General features: G+C 60.2%; 17 protein-coding genes. 16 read left to right on the top strand and 1 reads right to left on the bottom strand.

Going from position 1 to position 19,731, the window contains the following annotated elements; genetic code table 11:
• Nucleotides 1-148 precede the first annotated feature (148 nt).
• The 14 genes from GA0061100_RS18100 (at nt 149) to GA0061100_RS18035 (ending at nt 16,426) form a co-directional block, all read left to right on the top strand.
• Nucleotides 149-1,135, top strand: a complete 987-nt coding sequence (locus tag GA0061100_RS18100) for a BMP family protein (RefSeq protein WP_075854098.1) — start codon at nt 149-151, stop codon at nt 1,133-1,135.
• A gap of 14 nt (nt 1,136-1,149) precedes the next feature.
• A complete protein-coding gene (locus tag GA0061100_RS18095; RefSeq protein WP_075854097.1) occupies nt 1,150-2,574 on the top strand; it encodes an amidase in 1,425 nt (474 codons plus the stop codon).
• Nucleotides 2,571-4,097, top strand: a complete 1,527-nt coding sequence (locus tag GA0061100_RS18090) for an ABC transporter ATP-binding protein (protein WP_075854096.1) — start codon at nt 2,571-2,573, stop codon at nt 4,095-4,097. The genes GA0061100_RS18095 and GA0061100_RS18090 overlap by 4 nt, the downstream gene beginning before the upstream one ends.
• On the top strand, nt 4,087-5,136 hold the full coding sequence (locus tag GA0061100_RS18085; RefSeq protein WP_075854095.1) for an ABC transporter permease: 1,050 nt from the start codon (nt 4,087-4,089) through the stop codon (nt 5,134-5,136). The genes GA0061100_RS18090 and GA0061100_RS18085 overlap by 11 nt, the downstream gene beginning before the upstream one ends.
• A complete protein-coding gene (locus GA0061100_RS18080) occupies nt 5,133-6,074 on the top strand; it encodes an ABC transporter permease (protein WP_075854094.1) in 942 nt (313 codons plus the stop codon). The genes GA0061100_RS18085 and GA0061100_RS18080 overlap by 4 nt, the downstream gene beginning before the upstream one ends.
• Before the next feature lie 15 nt (nt 6,075-6,089).
• Entirely contained in the window at nt 6,090-7,382 is a 1,293-nt protein-coding gene (locus tag GA0061100_RS18075; RefSeq protein ID WP_075854093.1) for an amidohydrolase family protein, read from the top strand.
• A gap of 259 nt (nt 7,383-7,641) precedes the next feature.
• A complete protein-coding gene (locus GA0061100_RS18070; protein WP_075854092.1) occupies nt 7,642-8,526 on the top strand; it encodes a dihydrodipicolinate synthase family protein in 885 nt (294 codons plus the stop codon).
• A 21-nt stretch (nt 8,527-8,547) separates the two neighbouring features.
• Nucleotides 8,548-9,207 carry a GntR family transcriptional regulator gene (locus GA0061100_RS18065; RefSeq protein ID WP_075854091.1) on the top strand — a complete coding sequence of 220 codons (660 nt, stop codon included), beginning with the start codon at nt 8,548-8,550 and terminating at the stop codon, nt 9,205-9,207.
• Between the two features lie 60 nt (nt 9,208-9,267).
• Nucleotides 9,268-10,599 (top strand): ABC transporter substrate-binding protein, encoded by a 1,332-nt coding sequence (locus GA0061100_RS18060; RefSeq protein WP_075854090.1) that lies wholly within the window; start codon nt 9,268-9,270, stop codon nt 10,597-10,599.
• Nucleotides 10,599-11,531: a carbohydrate ABC transporter permease gene (locus GA0061100_RS18055; protein WP_075854089.1), complete on the top strand. Its 933-nt coding sequence runs from the start codon at nt 10,599-10,601 to the stop codon at nt 11,529-11,531. Before GA0061100_RS18060 ends, GA0061100_RS18055 begins: the two co-directional genes overlap by 1 nt.
• A gap of 1 nt (nt 11,532) precedes the next feature.
• Nucleotides 11,533-12,348, top strand: a complete 816-nt coding sequence (locus tag GA0061100_RS18050; protein WP_075854088.1) for a carbohydrate ABC transporter permease — start codon at nt 11,533-11,535, stop codon at nt 12,346-12,348.
• Nucleotides 12,349-12,379: 31 nt separating this feature from the next.
• Nucleotides 12,380-13,438, top strand: coding sequence for an ABC transporter ATP-binding protein (locus GA0061100_RS18045; protein ID WP_075854087.1), 1,059 nt, complete (start codon nt 12,380-12,382; stop codon nt 13,436-13,438).
• Nucleotides 13,435-14,379, top strand: coding sequence for a sugar kinase (locus GA0061100_RS18040; RefSeq protein WP_075854086.1), 945 nt, complete (start codon nt 13,435-13,437; stop codon nt 14,377-14,379). Before GA0061100_RS18045 ends, GA0061100_RS18040 begins: the two co-directional genes overlap by 4 nt.
• A 325-nt stretch (nt 14,380-14,704) precedes the next feature.
• On the top strand, nt 14,705-16,426 hold the full coding sequence (locus tag GA0061100_RS18035) for an ABC transporter ATP-binding protein (RefSeq protein WP_075854085.1): 1,722 nt from the start codon (nt 14,705-14,707) through the stop codon (nt 16,424-16,426).
• A 79-nt stretch (nt 16,427-16,505) separates the two neighbouring features.
• Here the strand turns inward: GA0061100_RS18035 and GA0061100_RS18030 are convergent, their stop codons facing one another.
• Nucleotides 16,506-17,918 (bottom strand): helix-turn-helix domain-containing protein, encoded by a 1,413-nt coding sequence (locus GA0061100_RS18030; RefSeq protein ID WP_075854084.1) that lies wholly within the window; start codon nt 17,916-17,918, stop codon nt 16,506-16,508.
• 206 nt (nt 17,919-18,124) lie between these two features.
• Here GA0061100_RS18030 and aceA point away from each other — a divergent pair, with 206 nt between their 5' ends.
• Nucleotides 18,125-19,414, top strand: a complete 1,290-nt coding sequence (gene aceA, locus GA0061100_RS18025; RefSeq protein WP_075854083.1) for an isocitrate lyase — start codon at nt 18,125-18,127, stop codon at nt 19,412-19,414.
• 26 nt (nt 19,415-19,440) lie between these two features.
• Nucleotides 19,441-19,686 (top strand): SMc00767 family acetate metabolism repressor, encoded by a 246-nt coding sequence (locus tag GA0061100_RS18020; RefSeq protein WP_075854082.1) that lies wholly within the window; start codon nt 19,441-19,443, stop codon nt 19,684-19,686.
• Nucleotides 19,687-19,731: the final 45 nt, after the last annotated feature.

Raw genomic sequence — 19,731 nt, 5'->3', positions numbered from 1 at the left:
TACCGGCTGTTCAGACTGTTTGAGGTTCATCGCGACGTACGGATGGCCATCGTTTCGCATATTATTTGAGCACGGCTGTTGCTTGACACTTTTTTAGACGCCTCCTATGATTTTTTACCAAATGATCAAAAAGCAGGGGAACTAAAAAATGACCAAGCAGATCATACTGACACGCCGTGCCGTCATCGCGTCGGGCATTGCTCTCGGCGTCGGTGCGCTTGCACCGGCCGCTCGAGCGGCAGCGCCACTCAAGGTCGCCGGCATTCATGCCTCGCCGGTCGAAAATGCCTGGAATTCCTGTCTTCACAAAGCCCTTCAGGACGCCGCAAAGGAAGGCGTCATCGAATACGTCTTCTCCGAGGGAGTCTCGGGCACGGACTATCCGCGTGCCATGCGCGAATATGCCGAACAGGGCAACAAGCTGATCATAGGCGAAGCCTATGCCGTGGAGAAGGAAGCACGCCAGGTTGCCGCAGACTACCCGGATACGGCTTTCGTTCTCGGCTCGAGCGGTGAAGCAGCCGGCGGCAACTTCGGCGTCTTCGGCACCTGGAATTACGACGGCGCCTATCTCGCCGGCATGCTGGCGGGCAAGATGACCAAGTCGAATGTGGTGGGATCCGTCGGCGCGATCCCGATCCCCGAAGTCAACATGCTGATCAATGCCTTTGCTGCCGGCGTCAAAGCAGTCAATCCCGACTGCAAGCATCTCGTCTCCTTCATCGGCACCTTCTTCGATCCGCCGAAGGCGCGCGAAGCCGGTCTCGCACAGATCGACGCCGGCGCCGACGTTCTCTTCGGTGAGCGTATCGGCACGGCCGACGCTGCCAAGGAGCGGCATATTAAATCGGTGGGATCGCTGATCGATTACACGCCGCGCTACCCCGATACCGTCTTTGCCAATGCCATGTGGTATTTCCGCCCCATTCTCAACGCGGCGATCGCCGATGTCGCCGCCGGCAAGCCAGTGGGGCGCAGCTACACGGCCTATGGGCTCATGAAAGAAGGCGGCAGCGACATCGTCTATGTGAAAGGCGTCGCTCCCACAGAGGCGCAAGCTGCAATGGAGAAGGTCCGTGCCGACATCAAAGCCGGCACCTTCGAAGTGCCGAAGGTTATGGATCAGCCAAAGTAACCCTCGGCTCGATCATGAGCGGCTCGTCATTTGCCGATGCCACAGAGCTGGCCGGCACCATCAAGTCCGGCAAGCTTACCTGTGTGGATGCCATGCAGGCAGCTCTTGCCGCCTGCGCCAAGCGAGATGAGCTTGGCGCCATTACCTATCTTAATCCTGAAGCCGGGCTTGCCGCAGCGCGCGCCCTGGATCAGGAGACATCGGTGTATCCCGAACGCTTCGCGCGGCGAGCCTTTGCCGGTGTGCCGACAATCGCCAAGGATCTCGGCGGTCCCTTTCCGGACCTGCCGGTGACGGCTGGCTCTCGCCTGTTCGCGCGCGCAGGAAAAGGCGCAGACAGTGATCTGGCGAGGCGTTTTCGCGATGCCGGCCTCTGCGCCTTCGGCTTGAGCACCAGCCCGGAATTCGGCTTCTCGCTTGCATCCGAGCCGGTAATCGGCCCGATCTGCCGAAACCCTTTGGATCCGAGCAGAACTGCCGGCGGCTCTTCGGGCGGCGCAGCGGCCGCAGTCGCCGCCGGCATCGTGCCGATCGCACATGCGACGGATGCGGGCGGCTCGATCCGCGTGCCAGCTGCCTGTTGCGGTCTTGTCGGACTGAAGCCGACGCGTGGTACCGTGCCCGCCGGCCCTTCCTTCGGCAATCATCTTGGCGGCATCGCCAGCGAACTCGCCGTGACGCGCTCGGTGCGCGATACTGCGCGGATGCTCGATGTCGTGCGAGGTCGGACACGGGGGCCGTTCGCGGATATCGCGCAATTCCCGCCCAAGACGAGCAAACTTCGCCTCGGTCTCCTTGCTGGCGCGGGACGGCGCTATCCCATTGCAGCCGATCGAGCTCAAGCTGTCGAAGCGGCGGCCCGCTTTCTGGAAAGCCAAGGCAGCGAGCTGCTATCCCTTCACTGGGACGAGGTGGAAAGCGCCGTAGAGGCCAGTGCCCGCGCCTTTGGCGATATCATCTCTGTCAATATCGCCGGCCTGATTGACGATCTTAAACTCGACATGCACGCCGCCGAGACGATGACACAGGCCTTCATCATGCGCGGGCGCGCCATGCCGGCAACGGTCCTTTGGAGCTCCCTGAATGGCGCCGTGAAGGCCAGCCGTATTCTGTGGGAGATTTTCAACAAGGTGGATGTCATCGTCATGCCGATGCTCGCCTCGGCCCCACCACCGATCGGGTCCTTCCCCACGGATCATTCGGACACCGATTTGCACCTTGAGCGCATGACGTCCCTCGCCCCCCTTGCCTCACTTGCCAACATCTCCGGTTTTCCTGCAATCACACTTCCCTTCGGCGAAGATACGCAAGGATTGCCATTGCCGGTCCAGATGATGGCGCCCATGGGTGAGGATAAGCTGTTGCTACAGCTTGCATCCGCGCTCGAGGCCGAGCAACGTTGGCAGCACCGCTATCCGATTGCAGGATTTCCGGCATGAGCACTCCCGTCCTGACCATCGAAGGCGTCAGTAAACGCTTCGGCAGCACCATTGCCAACGATAATATCTCGCTATCTTTGGCAAAGGGCGAGATCGTTGCCCTGCTCGGAGAAAACGGTGCGGGCAAGACGACGCTGATGAGCATCCTCTTCGGGCACTATGTGCCAGACACCGGACGCATCCTGATCGACAATGTGGAATTGCCGCAGGGCAAGCCGCGTGCGGCAATCCGGGCCGGTGTCGGCATGGTACATCAGCATTTCTCGCTCGCCCCGAACCTGACGGTTCTCGAAAACATCATGACGGGTACGGAAAGGCTGTGGTCGCTCCAGTCTCAAACGGCGACGGCCCGCAAGAAGCTCATGGCGATCTCCGAGCGCTTCGGCCTCAGGGTCGACCCCGATGCCCGCCTTGGCGATCTCTCGGTCGGCGAGCAGCAGCGTGTGGAAATCCTCAAAGCGCTCTATAATGATGCGCGCATCCTGATCCTCGACGAGCCGACTGCCGTTCTCACCCAGGTCGAGGCCGAGAAGCTTTTTTCGACCCTGAAGCAGATGGCGGCACAGGGCTTGTCCTTGATCTTCATTTCTCACAAGCTCGACGAGGTCATGGCAACAGCCGACCGTATCGTCGTCCTGCGCGGCGGCAAGGTTGCAGCCGAAAGGCAGGCATCTCAGACCAACAAGGCCGAGCTTGCCGAGCTGATGGTGGGACATCGCGTCACACGCCCAACCCGTGAGAAAAGCACACCCGGCGACATGGCGCTCGAAGCTCGCGAGATCACGCTCAAAAGCGGCGGTGTCGAACGCCTCAAAAAGATCAGCTTTCATGTGCGTGCCGGCGAGATTCTCGGCATCATCGGCGTGTCGGGCAACGGCCAGGCAAGTTTGGGGCAGATCCTGTCCGGCACCTCAAACCGCTCCTCCGGCGAGCTTCTTCTGTTCGGCAAGCCCGTCGGCGATCTCGATGTCGCCTCGGTCATCGATGCAGGGATCGGGCGCATCCCGGAAGATCGAAACCGCGACGGCGCCATCGGCGAAATGGCCATCTGGGAAAATGCCGTGCTCGAGCGCCTGTCTTCTTATTCGAAGCATGGTCTGGTCGACAAAGGCGCGGGCATGGCCTTTGCTCAGGAGATCATTGAGGGATTCGACGTGCGCGGCGGCAATGCCGCGACACGGACTCGGCTATTGTCGGGTGGGAACATGCAGAAGCTGATTCTCGGACGCAACCTCCATGAAAGACCGCGCATCCTCATCGCTGCCCAACCAGCGCGCGGACTGGATGAAGGCGCTGTCGCCGCCGTTCACGGACGCATCCTGGAAGCACGCCGGCAAGGCACCGCCGTTCTTCTGATCTCGGAGGATCTGGACGAGGTCATTGCCTTGGCCGATCGCATCCAGGCAATCGTTGGCGGGCGTCTTTCGCTATCCGTCGACGCCGATGAGGCTGATGCGCGCCTGCTGGGGCTGATGATGGCCGGGGAATGGAAAGAGACGAGCGGTACCGAACATGCGATTTGAACGGCGCGAACACCGCCCTCTTTACATGATGATCCTTGCTCCCGTGCTTGCAATCATTGCCGCGCTCGCACTCGCCGGCATCCTGATCGCCATCGCCGGCGCGCCCGTCTTCGAAGCCTACAGGCGGATCCTGCTCGGCGCCTTCGGCTCGCGGCTTTCGGCAACGGAGACGCTGACGCGTGCGACACCACTGATCCTGACGGGACTTGCCGCCGCTGTTGCCTTTCGTGCCCGCCTCTGGAACATCGGCGCCGAGGGGCAATTCTATTTCGGTGCCATTGCCGTTGCCGCCTTCGGCTCGAAAATGCTCGCCGGCATGCCCGGTCCGATCCTCATTCCGCTCCTGATGGTGATCGGCGCCATTGCCGGCATGATCCTGATCCTCGTGCCGCTATGGCTGCGGCTGCGCTTCTCCGTCGATGAAGTCGTGACGAGCCTTATCCTGAATTTCATCGCTGTTCTCTTCGTCTCCATGCTGATCGACGGTGTGCTGAAGGACCCGACGGCATTTGGCTGGCCCCAATCGCAGGCTCTTGGCGATCACGCCATGCTGCCGAAGCTCATCGCGCGGTCGCGCCTCCACATCGGCTTTGCAATTGCGATTGTCATCGCCGCGATCGTCTATTTCATCCAGTCGCGCACCGTCTTCGGCATGCAGTCGCGGGCAGCCGGGCTCAACCCGTCGGGTGCCGTTTTTGCCGGCGTCAGGCTCGGCTCGACCCTTGTCAAGGTCGCCTGCCTCTCAGGTGGACTTGCCGGCCTTGCCGGTGCGATCGAGGTTATGGGCGTCAAAGGCTATGTGACCACTGATCTGTCGCCCGGCTTCGGCTACGCCGGCATCGTGGTTGCCATGCTTGCAAACCTGAACCCGCTTGGCGTTGTGCTTGCGGCGATCTTCACCGCGACCATGTTCGTCGGCGCCGATGGCATGAGCCGCAGCCTCGGCATTCCCACCTATATCGCCGACGTCACGGTCGCCCTGTCGCTCTTGACCATGCTGATCGCCTTGTTCTTCACGCAGTACAGGATCCGCCGATGAGCACGCTGATCGACATCATCGCTTCAGCCGGACTTTGGGCTGCCGTGCTGCGGATTGCTACGCCCCTGATCTTCGGCACGCTCGGCGCGCTTCTTTGCGAGCGAGCCGGCGTTCTCAATCTCGGCATCGAGGGCATCATGACCTTCGGCGCGATGATCGGCTGGCTCTCCGTCTATCACGGCGCCGATCTCTGGACCGGACTTCTGATTGCGGCGATTGCCGGCGGCATTTTCGGGCTGCTGCATTCGGCGCTGACGGTAACGCTAGGCCTGTCGCAGCATGTTTCAGGCCTTGGCGTCACGCTCTTTGCGTCAAGCTTCAGCTATTACATTTTCCGACTGGTCGTGCCCGTTGCCGGAACGCCGCCGACCGTCACCCCTTTCCAGCCGATCGCGATCCCCAGCCTGTCGACCCTGCCCTTCATCGGCCCTGCTCTCTTTACACAGACAGCACCGACCTATCTCGCGATCCTAGTGGCACTCGCGATGGCCTACATCATTTTCCGCACGCCGGTCGGGCTTGCGATCCGCATGACGGGTGAAAACCCGCATGCGGCCGAGGCTCAGGGTCTTAACCCGATGAAAATCCGCTACGGCGCCATCATTGTCGGCAGCGCCCTGATGGGCGTGGGCGGCGCCTTCTTGACGCTTTCCGCCTTCAACAGCTTCTTTCCGACCATGGTGCAGGGCCGCGGCTGGATCTGCATCGCGCTGGTCGTCTTTTCTTCCTGGCGGCCGGGACGGGCACTCTTCGGCGCCCTGCTCTTTGCCTTCTTCGACGCATTCCAACTGCGGCTGCAAACAGCAGTACAGGGCGTCCCCTATCAGATCTTCCTGATGACGCCCTACATCCTGTCCATCGTCGCCCTTGCCGTCATGAGCAGGCGAGCTCGCGTGCCGCAGGCGCTGATGCAACCCTATCGCCGTGGCGAAAGATAATCCGAGGAGCCGTTCATGTTCGATCTCATCATTCGCAATGCCAACCTGCCCGATGGCCGCAAGGGAATCGATATCGCGGTCAAGGACGGGAAGATCGCAGCAATCGAAGCCTCGATTACCGCCGCAGCAAAAGAAGAGATCGATGCGACCAACCGGCTGGTGAGCCCGCCTTTCGTCGACCCGCATTTCCATATGGACGCCACGCTTTCACTCGGCCTGCCACGCATGAACGTCTCCGGCACGCTTCTTGAGGGCATCGCGCTCTGGGGTGAGTTGCGCCCGATCGTGACGAAGGAAGAGCTTGTCGATCGCGCGCTGCGTTATTGCGACCTCGCCGTCACGCAGGGGCTGCTGTTCATCCGCAGCCATGTCGATACCTCCGACCCCAAGCTGGTGACAGCCGAGGCGCTTCTGGAGGTGAAGGACAGGGTCAAGCCCTATATCGACCTGCAGCTCGTCGCCTTCCCGCAGGATGGCTACTACCGCGCGAGGGACGGCGTCGCCTCGCTTGAGCGGGCACTTGACATGGGCGTCGACATCGTCGGCGGCATTCCGCATTTCGAGCGGACAATGGATGAAGGACGTGCTTCTGTTGAAGCACTGTGCAGGATCGCAGCCGATCGAGGCCTGCCGGTCGACATGCACTGCGATGAAACCGATGATCCCCTCTCACGCCATATCGAGACGCTGGCGGCCGAAACGGTCCGCTTCGGGCTGCAAGGCCGCGTCGCCGGCTCGCACCTGACCTCGATGCATTCGATGGACAACTACTACGTCTCCAAGCTCATCCCGCTGATGGCGGAAGCAAAGATCAATGTCATTCCCAATCCGCTGATCAACATCATGCTGCAGGGCCGGCATGACACCTATCCCAAGCGCCGCGGCATGACGCGCGTGCGCGAGCTGATGGAGGCCGGGCTCAACGTCTCCTTCGGCCATGACTGCGTGATGGATCCCTGGTATTCGATGGGCTCCGGCGACATGCTCGAGGTCGGCCACATGGCGATCCATGTGGCCCAAATGGCCGGCATCGAAGACAAGAAGAAGATCTTCGACGCACTCACCGTCAACTCCGCCAAAACGCTCGGGCTCGAGGGTTACGGGCTGGAAAAGGGCTGTAATGCCGATCTTGTCGTGCTGCAAGCCATCGACACGCTGGAAGCGCTGCGCCTGAAACCCAATCGTCTCGCCGTCGTCAAGCACGGCAAGGTCATCGCCCGATCTGCGCCTCGTATCGGCGAAATCTTTCTCGATGGCCGACCGTCAAAGATCGATGGCGGGCTCGACTACGTGCCCATCCGGAACTAGCACCTCCTCGGCCGGACAGGCGATACCATTGCGACGTTGCTGATCGTGCCTCCTCCGCACGGTCAGGCTAAACATCGTCTTTTCCAGGGTTTCGACGGCAAGAACATGCCGCATACACGACATTCATCTCGGCGGCAGCTTCCTTCGCCGCCCCCCTTTTCACACCGGTAAATCATATATGCGCCGCTGAAACGAAGCTCACTTTACAACTAACATGTCAGTGTGATACGCACTAATCCTACAAGATCGGGAGGATCGGATGAGTGAGAATTTTGGCCTGTCGGCCGCCCTGGCCACACCCTTCGACGCGGATGGTGAGATCGCGATCCCAGGCGTGATCGAACAGGCGAAACATTGCCTTTCCAATGGCTGCAGAAGCGTCACGCTTTTCGGCACCACCGGCGAAGGTGCTTCGATCGGCATGCAGGAACGCAAACAGGTTCTTGCCGCCATGATGGCCGCCGGCATTGCGCCTGAGCAAATCGTCATGGGCGTGCTCGTCGATGCCGCCGAAGATGCTGCGGCCCAGGCTGGGCAGGCGCTGGCGCAGGGTGTCCGCAACATTCTTCTGGCCCCGCCGTCTTACTTCAAGAATGTCAGCGATGATGGTCTCTTCAAATGGTTCGCAGCCGTTTTCACCATGCTGGGCACGCATGCCCGTGACGTGATCGTCTATAACATCCCGTCGGTAACGATGGTGCCGCTCTCCATTTCCCTCGTTGGCCGACTGCGCGCGGCATTTCCGGATGTTGTCGTCGGCGTCAAGGATTCCTCCGGCGATTGGCCCTATACCGAGGAGTTGCTGAAGACCCACGGCGATCTCATCATTCTGATCGGCGACGAGCGGCACTTGGCTCGCGGCGTTCGCCTCGGCGGACAGGGCGCCATCTCCGGCATGGCAAACCTTCTTCCGCGCGAAGTCCAGGCCATGGCGGAAAAGGGCATCGACGACGCCAATGTCGAGCGTTTCGTCGAACAGCTGCTGAACTATCCGATCATTCCCTCGATCAAGGCAATTCTCGCTCGTTTGACGGAGGACGATAGCTGGCTTGCCGTGCGCCCACCGCTCGTGGCATTGAACAGCCAGGATTCTGACACGCTCTTTGCTGCCTTCGGCGCCCTGTTTCGCGCCAAGGCAGCCTAACCGAACAGCCCGGAGCTGCCGATGGACGGACCAGGCGAACAGCCGACGTTGAGAGAGAAGGCCTATGAGAGCTTCACGCGTCATCTTTTGGCGCGCGACGTTCGGCCAGGCCAATTCATCTCGCAACGACGGCTGGTCGAACTGACGGGACTGACGCTTGGTGCGATCCGCGAATTGATCCCGCGCCTGGAAGCCGAAGGGCTGATCAAGACGGTTCCACAGCGCGGATTGCAAATCGCCCATATCGATCTGGATCTGATCCGTGAGGCCTTCCAGCTTCGTCTTTTTCTGGAGAAGGAAGCAGTCGCGCTGTTCACCTATTCGGCATCGGACGAGACGATTGCCAAGCTTTTGAAGGACCATCGCGATATCGCGGACGCGATCCGCTCCGGCGACAGTTCGCAGGAGCTGGAGATCCATGCCCAGTCGGTGGATTGGGGCATGCATGACGCGTTCATCGACGCACTTGGCAATACGATTATCTCGAATGCCTATCGGGTGAATTCGATCAAGATGCGGCTGATCAGCCAGGACAGGTTCCGCATCAACGGCCATGTCGGGCCTGTCATGGAAGAGCATTTGAAAGTGCTTGAGGCCATTGAGCGACGATCCGCAGATGAAGCCGTTGCCGCTCTCGTATCGCACATCGGCGGAGCACGGGATCGCGCATTGAAGATATAAACCGCTTTGCATAACAAGGCCGCGAATGAGGAGATTCCCGGCCAAAGGAGGAGGAACGGAATGTCATCGTCATTTTTCAATCCGACACGTCGCGGCTTCATGGCCGGTACGGCAGCGCTCGGCGCGGCAAGCCTTCTGGGTGTCCGCACCGCCTCGGCGGCCGTCGACTGGAGGCGCTTTTCCGGCACGACGCTTGAGGTCAATCTGATCAAGAGCCCGCGCAGCGAAACAATCCTCAAATATCTGAGCGAGTTCGAGGCATTGACCGGCATCAAGGTCAATGCCGAAGCAACGCCGGAACAGCAGCAGCGCCAGAAGACCACGATCGAGCTTTCTTCCGGCAAGCCAAGCTTCGATGTCGTGCATCTCAGCTATCACGTCCAGAAACGTCAGTTCGAAAAAGGCGGCTGGCTTGCCGATATCAGCGGCTTCATGAAGGACCCTTCGCTCACCGATCCCTCGCTGACGGAGAGCGATTTCGCCGAGGCCGGTCTCAAATTCGCAAAAGACTCCGCCGGCGTCATGCGCTCCCTGCCCTTCTCCGTCGACTACTGGATCGTCTACTGGAACAAGGCGCTGTTCGAGAAGAAGGGCCTCGCCTATCCGGAGACCTTCGACGACATGGTCAAGGCCGCCGAGGCGCTGACCGACAAGTCGACCAACACCTATGGCTTCGTCGCCCGCGGCTTGAAGAACGCCAATGCACCGGTCTGGACGACCTTCATGCTCGGACATGGCACGACGCCGCTTTCGGCCGACGGCAAGCTGCAGACGGAATCGCAAGGCGCCGTGGATGCCGCCAGGCTCTATCAGCGCCTGATGACGAAATCGGCGCCTCCCGGTGTCTCCGGCTTCAACTGGGCGGAAGCACAATCGGCCTTCCTGCAGGGCAAGATTGGCATGTGGCTCGATGGAGTCGGCTTTGCGCCGCCGATCGAAAACCCGGAGAAATCCCGCGTCGTCGGCCAGGTCGGCTACGGCATCATGCCGAAGGGGCCGAACGCGCAGGCAGCCGCCACCACCGGTGACGGCATTGGTGTGACCGCCGCCAGCCAGAAGAAGGAAGCCGCCTATCTCTTCTGCCAATGGGCGATCTCGCACGACATGGGCGCACGTCTCCTGCAGGCCGGAGCCGGCGTTCCCTTCCGTCAGTCGATTCTGGAGGACAAGAAGGTTCGCGAAGGCGTCAAGATGCCCGGCGCCTGGCTCGATGCGGTCGCCGGCTCAGCCAAGGTCTCGCAGCTGGCGCTGCCCGTTATCATCCCTGTTACCGAGTTCCGCGACATCTATGGCGTTGCGCTGACGAACATGATCGGCGGCGCCGATCCGGCAGCGGAATTGAAGACGGCAACCGCCCAGTTCGAGCCGGTGCTCGCACGAAGCGAGGGATAATGGCCTCCGTGAGCATCGAAGATACCAGAACGACGGCTGAGAAGAGGAGCAAGCCGCAAAGGCTTGCTCCCAACTACTGGCCGTTCGTCGTTCCCGCGCTGATCGTGATTGCCGGTGTTATCGTCTTTCCCTGGGTCTTCACCCTGTGGATGAGCGTCAACAAGTGGACGCTCGGCCAGTCGCAGAGTTTCGTCGGCTGGGACAACTATGTCCGGCTGGCGACCGATGCGCGCTTCTGGGAATCGCTATGGCACACGGTTCTTTATACCGTGCTGTCCGTTGTCGGCCCTTTGATCTTCGGGACGCTTGCCGCTCTGATCTTCGATGCAAACTTTCCACTGCGCGGCTTCCTGCGCGGCATCTTCGTCATGCCGATGATGGCAACACCCGTCGCGGTGGCACTCGTCTGGACGATGATGTTCCACCCGCAGCTCGGCGTCCTCAACTATCTGCTATCGCTTGTAGGTATCGGACCGCAGGAGTGGATCTACAACCAGGCAAGCGTCATCCCCTCGCTCGTCCTGGTCGAGGTCTGGCAATGGACGCCGCTAGTCATGCTGATCGTGCTCGGTGGTCTCGCCTCCGTACCGCGCGAACCCTATGAGAGTGCCGAAATCGATGGCGCCAATGCCTGGCAGAAATTCCGCTATCTGACGCTGCCGATGATCTCGCCCTTCCTGATGATCGCGGTCATCATCCGCGGCATCGATGCGATCAAGAGCTTCGATATCATCTACGCGATGACGCAGGGCGGGCCGGGAACTGCTTCCGAGACAATCAATATCTACCTCTATAACACCGCTTTTTCCTATTACGACATCGGCTATGGCTCGGCCATGGCTGTGGTGTTCTTCATCCTCATCGTCGCGCTCTCCTTCGTCCTCCTGATGATGCGGCAGCGGACGAAATGGACAGACGCGGAGGGACATTGAGATGAAGCGTTCGACACTCAACCGCATCGGCCTGTTCTTCGTGGCCCTGGTCATCGTCTCACCCGTTATCTTGTTCTTCCTCTGGATGATCTCGCTGTCCTTGAAATACGAGATCGACAACGGCGCCTATCCGCCGATCCTCATTCCGGATCGTTTCGCCTGGACGAACTACATCAATGTCTTCCAGGAAAACAACTTCTTCCTCTATTTCTGGAACTCCATTCTTGTGACCGGGGCAGCCACCCTGCTCGCGCTCGTTATCGGCGTGCCTGCCGGCTATGGCATTGCGCGGCTGAAGGCCGAGAAATCGGCGATCGTCATCATGATCGCCCGCATGACCCCGGGTCTTTCCTTCCTCATTCCGCTGTTTCTGCTGTTCCAGTGGCTCAATCTGCTCGGAACCCTCTGGCCGCAGATCATCATCCATCTCGTCGTGACCGTTCCGATCGTCGTCTGGATCATGATCGGCTATTTCGAGACGACACCGATGGAACTGGAGGAGGCTGCAAGCATCGATGGCGCCACGCCCTGGCAGGTTTTTCGCCTGGTCGCTCTGCCGATCGCGAAGCCCGGCATCGTCGTCGCCTTCATTCTCTCCGTGATCTTCTCGTGGAACAATTTCGTCTTCGGCATCGTGCTTGCGAGCCGCGAGACCCGCACGTTGCCGGTCGCCGTCTACAACATGCTCTCCTTCGAGCAGGTGAGCTGGGGGCCGCTTGCGGCGGCCGCCTTGATCGTGACGTTGCCGGTTCTCGTGCTGACGATGTTCGCGCAGCGGCAGATCATCGCCGGCCTGACGGCCGGCGCCGTCAAATGACCCGCCTTACCTTTTGGACAGGATCACATTCATGGCACCCGTCAATATACAGAACATCCAGAAGCGCTACGGCCAGGTGAAGGTCATTCACGATATCAGCGTCGATATCGCCGACGGCGAATTCGTCGTCCTCGTCGGCCCTTCAGGCTGCGGCAAGTCTACGCTGCTGCGGATGATCGCCGGGCTCGAAGAGGTCAGCGATGGTGAGATCCACATTGGCCGGCGCGAAGTCAGCCATCTTCCAGCGCGCGATCGCGACATTGCGATGGTCTTCCAGAACTACGCACTCTATCCGCATATGACGGTCGCCGAAAACATGGGCTTTGCGCTGAAGCTGAAAAAGGCAAACGCTTCCGAAATCGCCGGCAAGGTGCAAAAGGCGGCGGCCGTTCTCGGCCTTGAAAATCTGCTGGATCGGCTGCCTCGCCAGCTTTCCGGCGGCCAACGCCAGCGCGTCGCCATGGGGCGTGCGCTGGTGCGCGATCCGCAAGTCTTTCTGTTCGACGAGCCGCTCTCCAATCTCGACGCAAAACTGCGCGTGCAGATGCGCGGCGAGATCAAGTCCATGCATCAGCGCGTCGGCACGACGACGATCTACGTGACGCATGATCAGGTCGAGGCGATGACCATGGCCGACAAGATCGTCGTGCTGCATGGCGGCCTCATCGAGCAGGTCGGTGCACCTCTCGACCTCTATGATCGTCCGGCCAACCTGTTCGTCGCCGGCTTCATCGGTTCGCCCTCGATGAACTTCATCGACGGCAGGATCGAGGAAGGCGTCTTCCGCAGCGACAAGGGCCTCATCCTGCCCTTGCCGGAGGGCTTTCCGAGCGCGCAGCATGGCGGACACCCACTTGTCTATGGCATCCGGCCCGAACATATCCGCGCTGCGGCGAGCGGCCTGTCCGCCCGGGTCGGCATTGTCGAAGGCACCGGGTCTGAGATCTACGCCAAGCTCGATTGTGGCGGTGAGGAAATCTCGTGCCTGTTCCGCGAGCGGCTGGACATCCGCTTCGGCGACAAGATAGAAATTGCGATCAATCGGGCAAGCATCCATCTGTTCGACAAGGCGAGCGGAAAACGGCTTTGAGCCCTTTGTCCATCTTCGATCCACCCATCGGCAAGGCCAAGCACATTCTTTGCGTCGGTGCTGCCGTTCTGGATACGCTCTTTCGCGTCCGCACTCTTCCGCAGGGCCAGGGAAAGGTCCTGCCCTATGACATGCTGCAGATCGCGGAAGGCATGGCCTCCAGCGCCGCCTATGCCATTGCCCGCCTCGGTGGCGAGGCGAGCCTCTGGGGTGCCGTTGGCCGCGACGATACCGGCGAGCGCATTATCCACGATCTCGGTGCTGCCGGCATCAATGTCGGTGGGATTTCTCAGGTGGAAGGCGCACGCTCTGCCGTCTCGACCATTCTGGTGGACGATGATGGAGAAAGGCTGATCGTTCCCTTCTACGATCCGAAGTTGCATCATACGGTGAAGAAATTTGCGACAGATGATATTGCCGCGTTCGACGCCACACTGGTCGACGTGCGCTGGCCAGCGCTGGCGCTGCAGGTTCTCAAAGCTGCCAGAGCGATGGGCAAGCCCGCTATTCTCGACGGCGACGTGGCGCCCGACGGCATCATCGAGCAGCTGGCGCCGGAAGCGACGCATATCGTTTTTTCCGAACCGGCTGCTCAGCGCCTGACGGGAACAAGCAATGTGTCCGAGATGACGCATCTTCTGGAACAGCGATTCGATCATGCCTTCATTTGCGTGACGGCAGGGGCGGCCGGCAGCTATTGGTTCGACGAGCAAAACAATGACGTGGCGCATTGCCCGACCATTTCCGTCAAAGCCGTCGATACACTCGCCGCAGGGGACATCTTCCACGGCGCCTTCGCGCTCGCAGTCGCGGAAAGAATGGCACCCGCAGATGCAATCCGCTTTTCCTCTATCGCTGCCGCCATCAAGTGCGAGTCGTTTGGTGGAAGATCCGGAGCACCGACGCGAGCCGACGTGATCCTCCGAACGCATTCGCTTTGAAAGCCAGGACGAGCGATATTCTCGACAGCACACATTGCGAGTTCATGGTTGCCGACAGAGATTTGTCTCGGGGCGGCTACACCATTCAAAACGCACATCTTTGTACCTCCAAACCGCAGTCCCAGCCCAGCAGCGGTTACTCACCGCCATAGAGGTGACAAGGTTGCACGCGTCGGTTATACCAAACGCGCGACTCAAGCAGGAGGATCGCCAGATGAGAAATTTCGGCACCCACTGACGCTGAACGGCAACGCCGAATTCGGGCTGTCGTTCGGTCCGTTCTTGTCTCCCCGGTCCTCTTCAATGCCCATGGAGGGCATTAATCATGCTTCGTCGTTTCTTTTCCTACTATGCCCGCTACAAGACGCTGTTCCTTCTCGATTTCGGCTGTGCCGTGCTTGCCGGCCTTCTGGAGCTCGGCTTCCCGCTGGCCGTCAAGGTTTTCGTCGACCAACTGCTGCCCGGCCGCGACTGGGGTCTGATTTTCGCGACCGCTGCTCTCTTGCTTGTTGTCTATGCGGTGGCAACCGGCCTTTCGGCTATCGTCAACTATTGGGGCCATGCGCTTGGCATCTCGATCGAGTCCGACATGCGCCGCCAGGCTTTCGATCATATCCAGAAGCTCTCCTTCCGCTATTTCGACAACAACCGCACCGGTCATCTGATCACCCACGTTACCAAGGATCTCGAGGAAGTGGGCGAGATCGCCCATCATGGCCCCGAGGACCTGTTCATTGCCATCATGACCTTCATCGGCGCCTTCCTGCTGATGTTCAGCGTCCACTGGAAGCTCGCGCTGCTGACGACGACCATCGTGCCGTTCATGACCTGGCTCGTCAGCCGCTACGGTTCGAAGATGACGCTGAATTCGCGCAGCCTGTTCGGCAAGGTCGGTAACTTCAACACACGCATGCAGGAAACAGTCGGCGGCATCCGGGTGGTCAAGGCCTTCGCCAACGAGCGATATGAAAGCCAGCTGTTTGCCAGCGACAACGAGGACTACAAGGCGACCAAGCTGGATGGCTACGCCTATATGACGGCAAGCATTGCGCTCAGCTATTTCAGCACCCGCCTGGTACAGCTCCTCGTGATGATGGCGGGAACCTGGTTCGTCATATCGGGAGAGCTGAGCTATGGCGGCTTCATCAGTTTCCTACTGCTGATCAACGTGTTCTTCCGTCCGATCGACAAGATCACCTCGGTCATCGAGACCTATCCCAAGGGCATTGCGGGTTTCAAACGCTTCCTGTCGCTGATCGATACCGAACCGGATCTCGCCGACCGGCCGAATGCGATTTCAGTCGATCATCTGAAAGGGGATATTGCCTATAATGCCGTTGCCTTCGGTTATTCCGATCAGACAACGATCTTCAAGGATCTCTCCCTGACAATTGCCGCGGGCGAAACCGTCGCTTTTGTGGGCGCCTCCGGCACGGGCAAGACCACGATCTGCTCGCTGCTACCCCGCTTCTATGACGTAACAGCCGGCAGCATCACGATCGACGGCATCGATATCCGCGACATGACCCAAGCGTCGCTGCGCAGCCAGATCGGCATCGTCCAGCAGGACGTCTTTCTGTTCGGCTCGACCATTCGCGAGAACATCGCCTACGGAAAGCTCGGTGCGACGGACGAAGACATCATGAAGGCGTTGCAGCGCGCCTCGCTGGACGAATTCGTCCGGTCCCTGCCCGCCGGCCTCGATACGCCGACGGGCGAGCGCGGCGTCAAGCTTTCCGGCGGACAGAAACAGCGTCTCGCGATCGCCCGCATCTTCCTGAAAGATCCACCGATCCTCATTCTCGATGAGGCTACGTCCGCGCTCGATACCGCGACCGAATATGCGATCCAGCAGGCTCTATCGGAGCTTGCGAAAGGACGCACGACCCTGGTTGTCGCACACCGGCTGTCGACGATCCGCAACGCCGACCGCATCATCGTCATGGGCGACAACGGCATTGTCGAACAGGGATCGCATGACGAGTTGCTTGCTCGCCGCGGCGCTTATGCGCGGCTGCATACTGCACAGTTCGGACTTTATGCCTGATTTGCCCGCAGGAGCGAATAAGAGAGGAGCCGAGGCTTGGCGTCGCAGCTCCCCTTCTGAACGACAATGATCAACGCAGTCACTGAAAATCGAACACGCTCAGGCCGGCCGCCATTTCATCGAGGCCGAGCGGGCGCGTGACTGGCGGTTCGGCTCTTACCAGACAACCCTGGCGTTCGCATAGGCGACAGGCAGGACCGATCATGACCTGATCGCTACCCAGCGCCTTCCCATAGACCACCTCGTCGCGATGGGCGATATCGCAGCCGATGAGAAGTGCCGTGCGGCGCACCCTTTCTCCGAAGTCGGCCCGCGGCCCCTCGATCGTTCGCGATACGGTCAGAAAGCCGGCACCGTCGGGCATCTGGGTAGCGTCCACCAATATCTGTCCGGGCTGAGCGAAGGCGGCATGGATGTTAAGTTTCGGACAGCCGCCGCCGAAGCGCGCTTGCGGAAAGCCTTGCGCCCCCGCCTTGCGCAGGCGATGGCCGGCATTGTCGATCTCCATCAGGAAAAACGGAATGCCGGATGCGCCAGGACGCTGCAGACTGGTCAGCCGCGTGGCGGCTTGCTCATAGGAAACGCCGAAACGAGCACTCAGACCCTCGATATCGCAATGCAGCCGCTGCGCCGCCGAGAGATAGGCGCCATACGGCATGAGAAGCGCATGGGAAGCATAACGCGCCAGCTCGAAACGGGCGATGCGATTGGCTTCGGGCGTCGAAAGCGCGAGGGTGTTCAGCTCGGCGGCGATCTCCTCACGCATCACCAGAAGCGAGACTTCCGTCGCAATCTCCCTGAGCTGATCGAAGGGCGACAGCCGCTCGGACAGGAAAAGCCGCATCGAATGCCGATCGTAGCGCCGACGCAAGCCGGGCATGGCGCGTACCGGCAACAGACGCACCGCTATACCATGCTCGCCCTTCATCCAGGCCTTCAACGCGCCCACGATGTCATCGCCAGGCGACAGGCGTTCGTGGAAAGTCTCCGCAGCATCTTCGACGCGGGCAAAGAAATTCGGACGCGACTGCAGGCGATCGTGAACCTCGTCGAGCGGCAGACGCGGTCCGGTAACATCGGCAACTCTGCCCTCGCGCGATAGGAGCTCGGCGAGATCGGACAGCCTTGCCGCCTGCTCACGATAGGCTCGATAAAGCTTGACCATGCCGTTTGCCGCATTCGGTGCGGCGTCGGCAAGTTCGATCAGTTCCTGATCGCCTGGGATCTCTCCGGCAAGCAATGGGTCGGCAAAGACTTCACGCAACTGCCCTGCACTGCCGCCCTGTTCACCCTGCAGTTCGTCGAGATCGACCTTATAGACCGCCGACAGTTTCAAAAGCAGTTGCACGGTCAAGGGTCGCTGATTGCGCTCGATGAGATTGAGATAGGACGGCGAGATATCAAGCGCCTGCGCCATCGTCGTCTGCGTCAGACCGAGACCCATGCGGATGCGCCGAACCTTCGGGCCGGCAAAGATCTTGCGCTCAACCATGTGTCATACCTTTTACAAGTCCTTCGCCGGCAATATTTTACAAGATTTACAATTTTACCGAAGACCGATGTCAACAATAGCACATCATAACCCTTTTATCTAACGGGATTTTCCGGTTTTTCTCGCTCCTGCAGCATCGATATTGTAAAAACAGTCATGCAATCGAGATCGATCGAAGGGTCGAGAGAAAGTATCGGGAGAATCGCATGACAGATTTTTACAAACTGGTTCCCAGCGCGCCTGCCGGGCGTTTCGATGGTGTCGAGCGCCCGTATCAGGCCGCCGATGTCGAGCGGTTGCGCGGATCGATCACGATCCGCCACTCACTTGCCGAGATGGGTGCGAACCGCCTCTGGCAGCTCATTCACGAAGAGGATTTCGTCAATGCGCTCGGTGCGCTCTCGGGCAACCAGGCCATGCAGATGGTTCGCGCCGGACTGAAGGCGATCTATCTCTCGGGATGGCAGGTTGCTGCCGACGCCAATACGGCGTCTGCCATGTATCCGGATCAGTCGCTTTATCCCGCCAATGCCGGTCCGGAGCTGGCAAAGCGCATCAATCGCACCCTCCAACGCGCCGACCAGATCGAGACTGCCGAAGGCAAAGAGCTTTCCGTCGACACATGGTTAGCGCCGATCGTTGCGGATGCTGAAGCGGGCTTCGGGGGGCCATTGAACGCTTTCGAGATCATGAAAGCCTATATCGAAGCGGGGGCCGCCGGCGTTCATTTCGAAGATCAGCTCGCATCGGAGAAGAAGTGCGGCCATCTCGGCGGCAAGGTTCTTATCCCGACCGCTGCCCATATCCGTAATCTCAACGCAGCTCGGCTTGCCGCCGATGTCATGGGCGTACCGACGCTCGTCGTTGCGCGCACCGATGCCGAAGCAGCCAAACTTCTGACGTCTGACATCGACGAGCGCGACCAGCCCTTCGTCGACTACGATGCCGGACGGACGGTCGAAGGCTTCTATCAGGTCAGGAACGGCATCGAGCCCTGCATCGCCCGCGCCGTCGCCTATGCGCCGCATTGCGACCTCATCTGGTGCGAGACGTCGAAGCCGGATCTCGAGCAGGCGCGCAAATTTGCCGAAGGCGTGCATCGGGTCCACCCCGGCAAGCTGCTGGCCTATAATTGCTCGCCGTCGTTCAACTGGAAGAAAAACCTGGACGATGCGACGATCGCCAAGTTCCAGCGCGAACTGGGGGCAATGGGCTACAAGTTCCAGTTCATCACGCTTGCCGGCTTCCACCAGCTGAATTTCGGCATGTTCGAGCTCGCACGGAGTTACAAGACCCGCCAGATGGCGGCCTATTCCGAACTGCAGGAAGCGGAATTCGCCGCCGAAGCCAATGGCTATACCGCCACCAAGCATCAGCGCGAAGTGGGTACCGGCTATTTCGATGCGGTCTCGCTGGCGATCACCGGCGGCCAATCATCGACGACGGCCATGCATGGATCGACCGAGCATGCCCAGTTCAAGCCGGCAGCAGAGTGATATCAAGATCATAGGAGGAGAATGAAATGCCATCGATAGCACGCGTTCGCGAGAGAGCCGAGGAGCAGTCTCTCACGATGAATACCGATCAGCAGGCCGTCATCCGCATGTTGGCCAACGAGCTGCATCGCCTCAACCAGGCCGTCATGAATGCCGTCGAAGCCGGCGTTTCAGTCGAACTCGTCCGCTCGGCTCGCCACCATGGCGGCAACGGCAACTGGGGTGATCTCTTGATCCCGGTCGTCGTCGCCAAGGCTGCGCACACGGCTTGACGACGACACAATTCCGCGAATGTCCGGGCCGCGCCGTCATCCAAC

It is taken from the genome of Martinezella hainanensis, from assembly GCF_900094555.1.
Lineage (GTDB): Bacteria > Pseudomonadota > Alphaproteobacteria > Rhizobiales > Rhizobiaceae > Rhizobium > Rhizobium hainanense.
The sequence above is the reverse complement of the archived record's forward strand: the minus strand, read 5'-3'. Positions and strand labels throughout refer to the sequence as shown.

Coding starts and splice junctions, on each gene's coding strand:
- GA0061100_RS18090 (WP_075854096.1), top strand. CDS start 2,571: ATGAGCACTCCCGTCCTGACCATCGAAGGCGTCAGTAAACGCTTCGGC.
- GA0061100_RS18100 (WP_075854098.1), top strand. CDS start 149: ATGACCAAGCAGATCATACTGACACGCCGTGCCGTCATCGCGTCGGGC.
- GA0061100_RS18030 (WP_075854084.1), bottom strand. CDS start 17,918: ATGGTTGAGCGCAAGATCTTTGCCGGCCCGAAGGTTCGGCGCATCCGC.
- GA0061100_RS18035 (WP_075854085.1), top strand. CDS start 14,705: ATGCTTCGTCGTTTCTTTTCCTACTATGCCCGCTACAAGACGCTGTTC.
- GA0061100_RS18070 (WP_075854092.1), top strand. CDS start 7,642: ATGAGTGAGAATTTTGGCCTGTCGGCCGCCCTGGCCACACCCTTCGAC.
- GA0061100_RS18055 (WP_075854089.1), top strand. CDS start 10,599: ATGGCCTCCGTGAGCATCGAAGATACCAGAACGACGGCTGAGAAGAGG.
- GA0061100_RS18045 (WP_075854087.1), top strand. CDS start 12,380: ATGGCACCCGTCAATATACAGAACATCCAGAAGCGCTACGGCCAGGTG.
- GA0061100_RS18095 (WP_075854097.1), top strand. CDS start 1,150: ATGAGCGGCTCGTCATTTGCCGATGCCACAGAGCTGGCCGGCACCATC.
- GA0061100_RS18020 (WP_075854082.1), top strand. CDS start 19,441: ATGCCATCGATAGCACGCGTTCGCGAGAGAGCCGAGGAGCAGTCTCTC.
- GA0061100_RS18050 (WP_075854088.1), top strand. CDS start 11,533: ATGAAGCGTTCGACACTCAACCGCATCGGCCTGTTCTTCGTGGCCCTG.
- GA0061100_RS18080 (WP_075854094.1), top strand. CDS start 5,133: ATGAGCACGCTGATCGACATCATCGCTTCAGCCGGACTTTGGGCTGCC.
- GA0061100_RS18085 (WP_075854095.1), top strand. CDS start 4,087: ATGCGATTTGAACGGCGCGAACACCGCCCTCTTTACATGATGATCCTT.
- GA0061100_RS18060 (WP_075854090.1), top strand. CDS start 9,268: ATGTCATCGTCATTTTTCAATCCGACACGTCGCGGCTTCATGGCCGGT.
- GA0061100_RS18075 (WP_075854093.1), top strand. CDS start 6,090: ATGTTCGATCTCATCATTCGCAATGCCAACCTGCCCGATGGCCGCAAG.
- aceA (WP_075854083.1), top strand. CDS start 18,125: ATGACAGATTTTTACAAACTGGTTCCCAGCGCGCCTGCCGGGCGTTTC.
- GA0061100_RS18065 (WP_075854091.1), top strand. CDS start 8,548: ATGGACGGACCAGGCGAACAGCCGACGTTGAGAGAGAAGGCCTATGAG.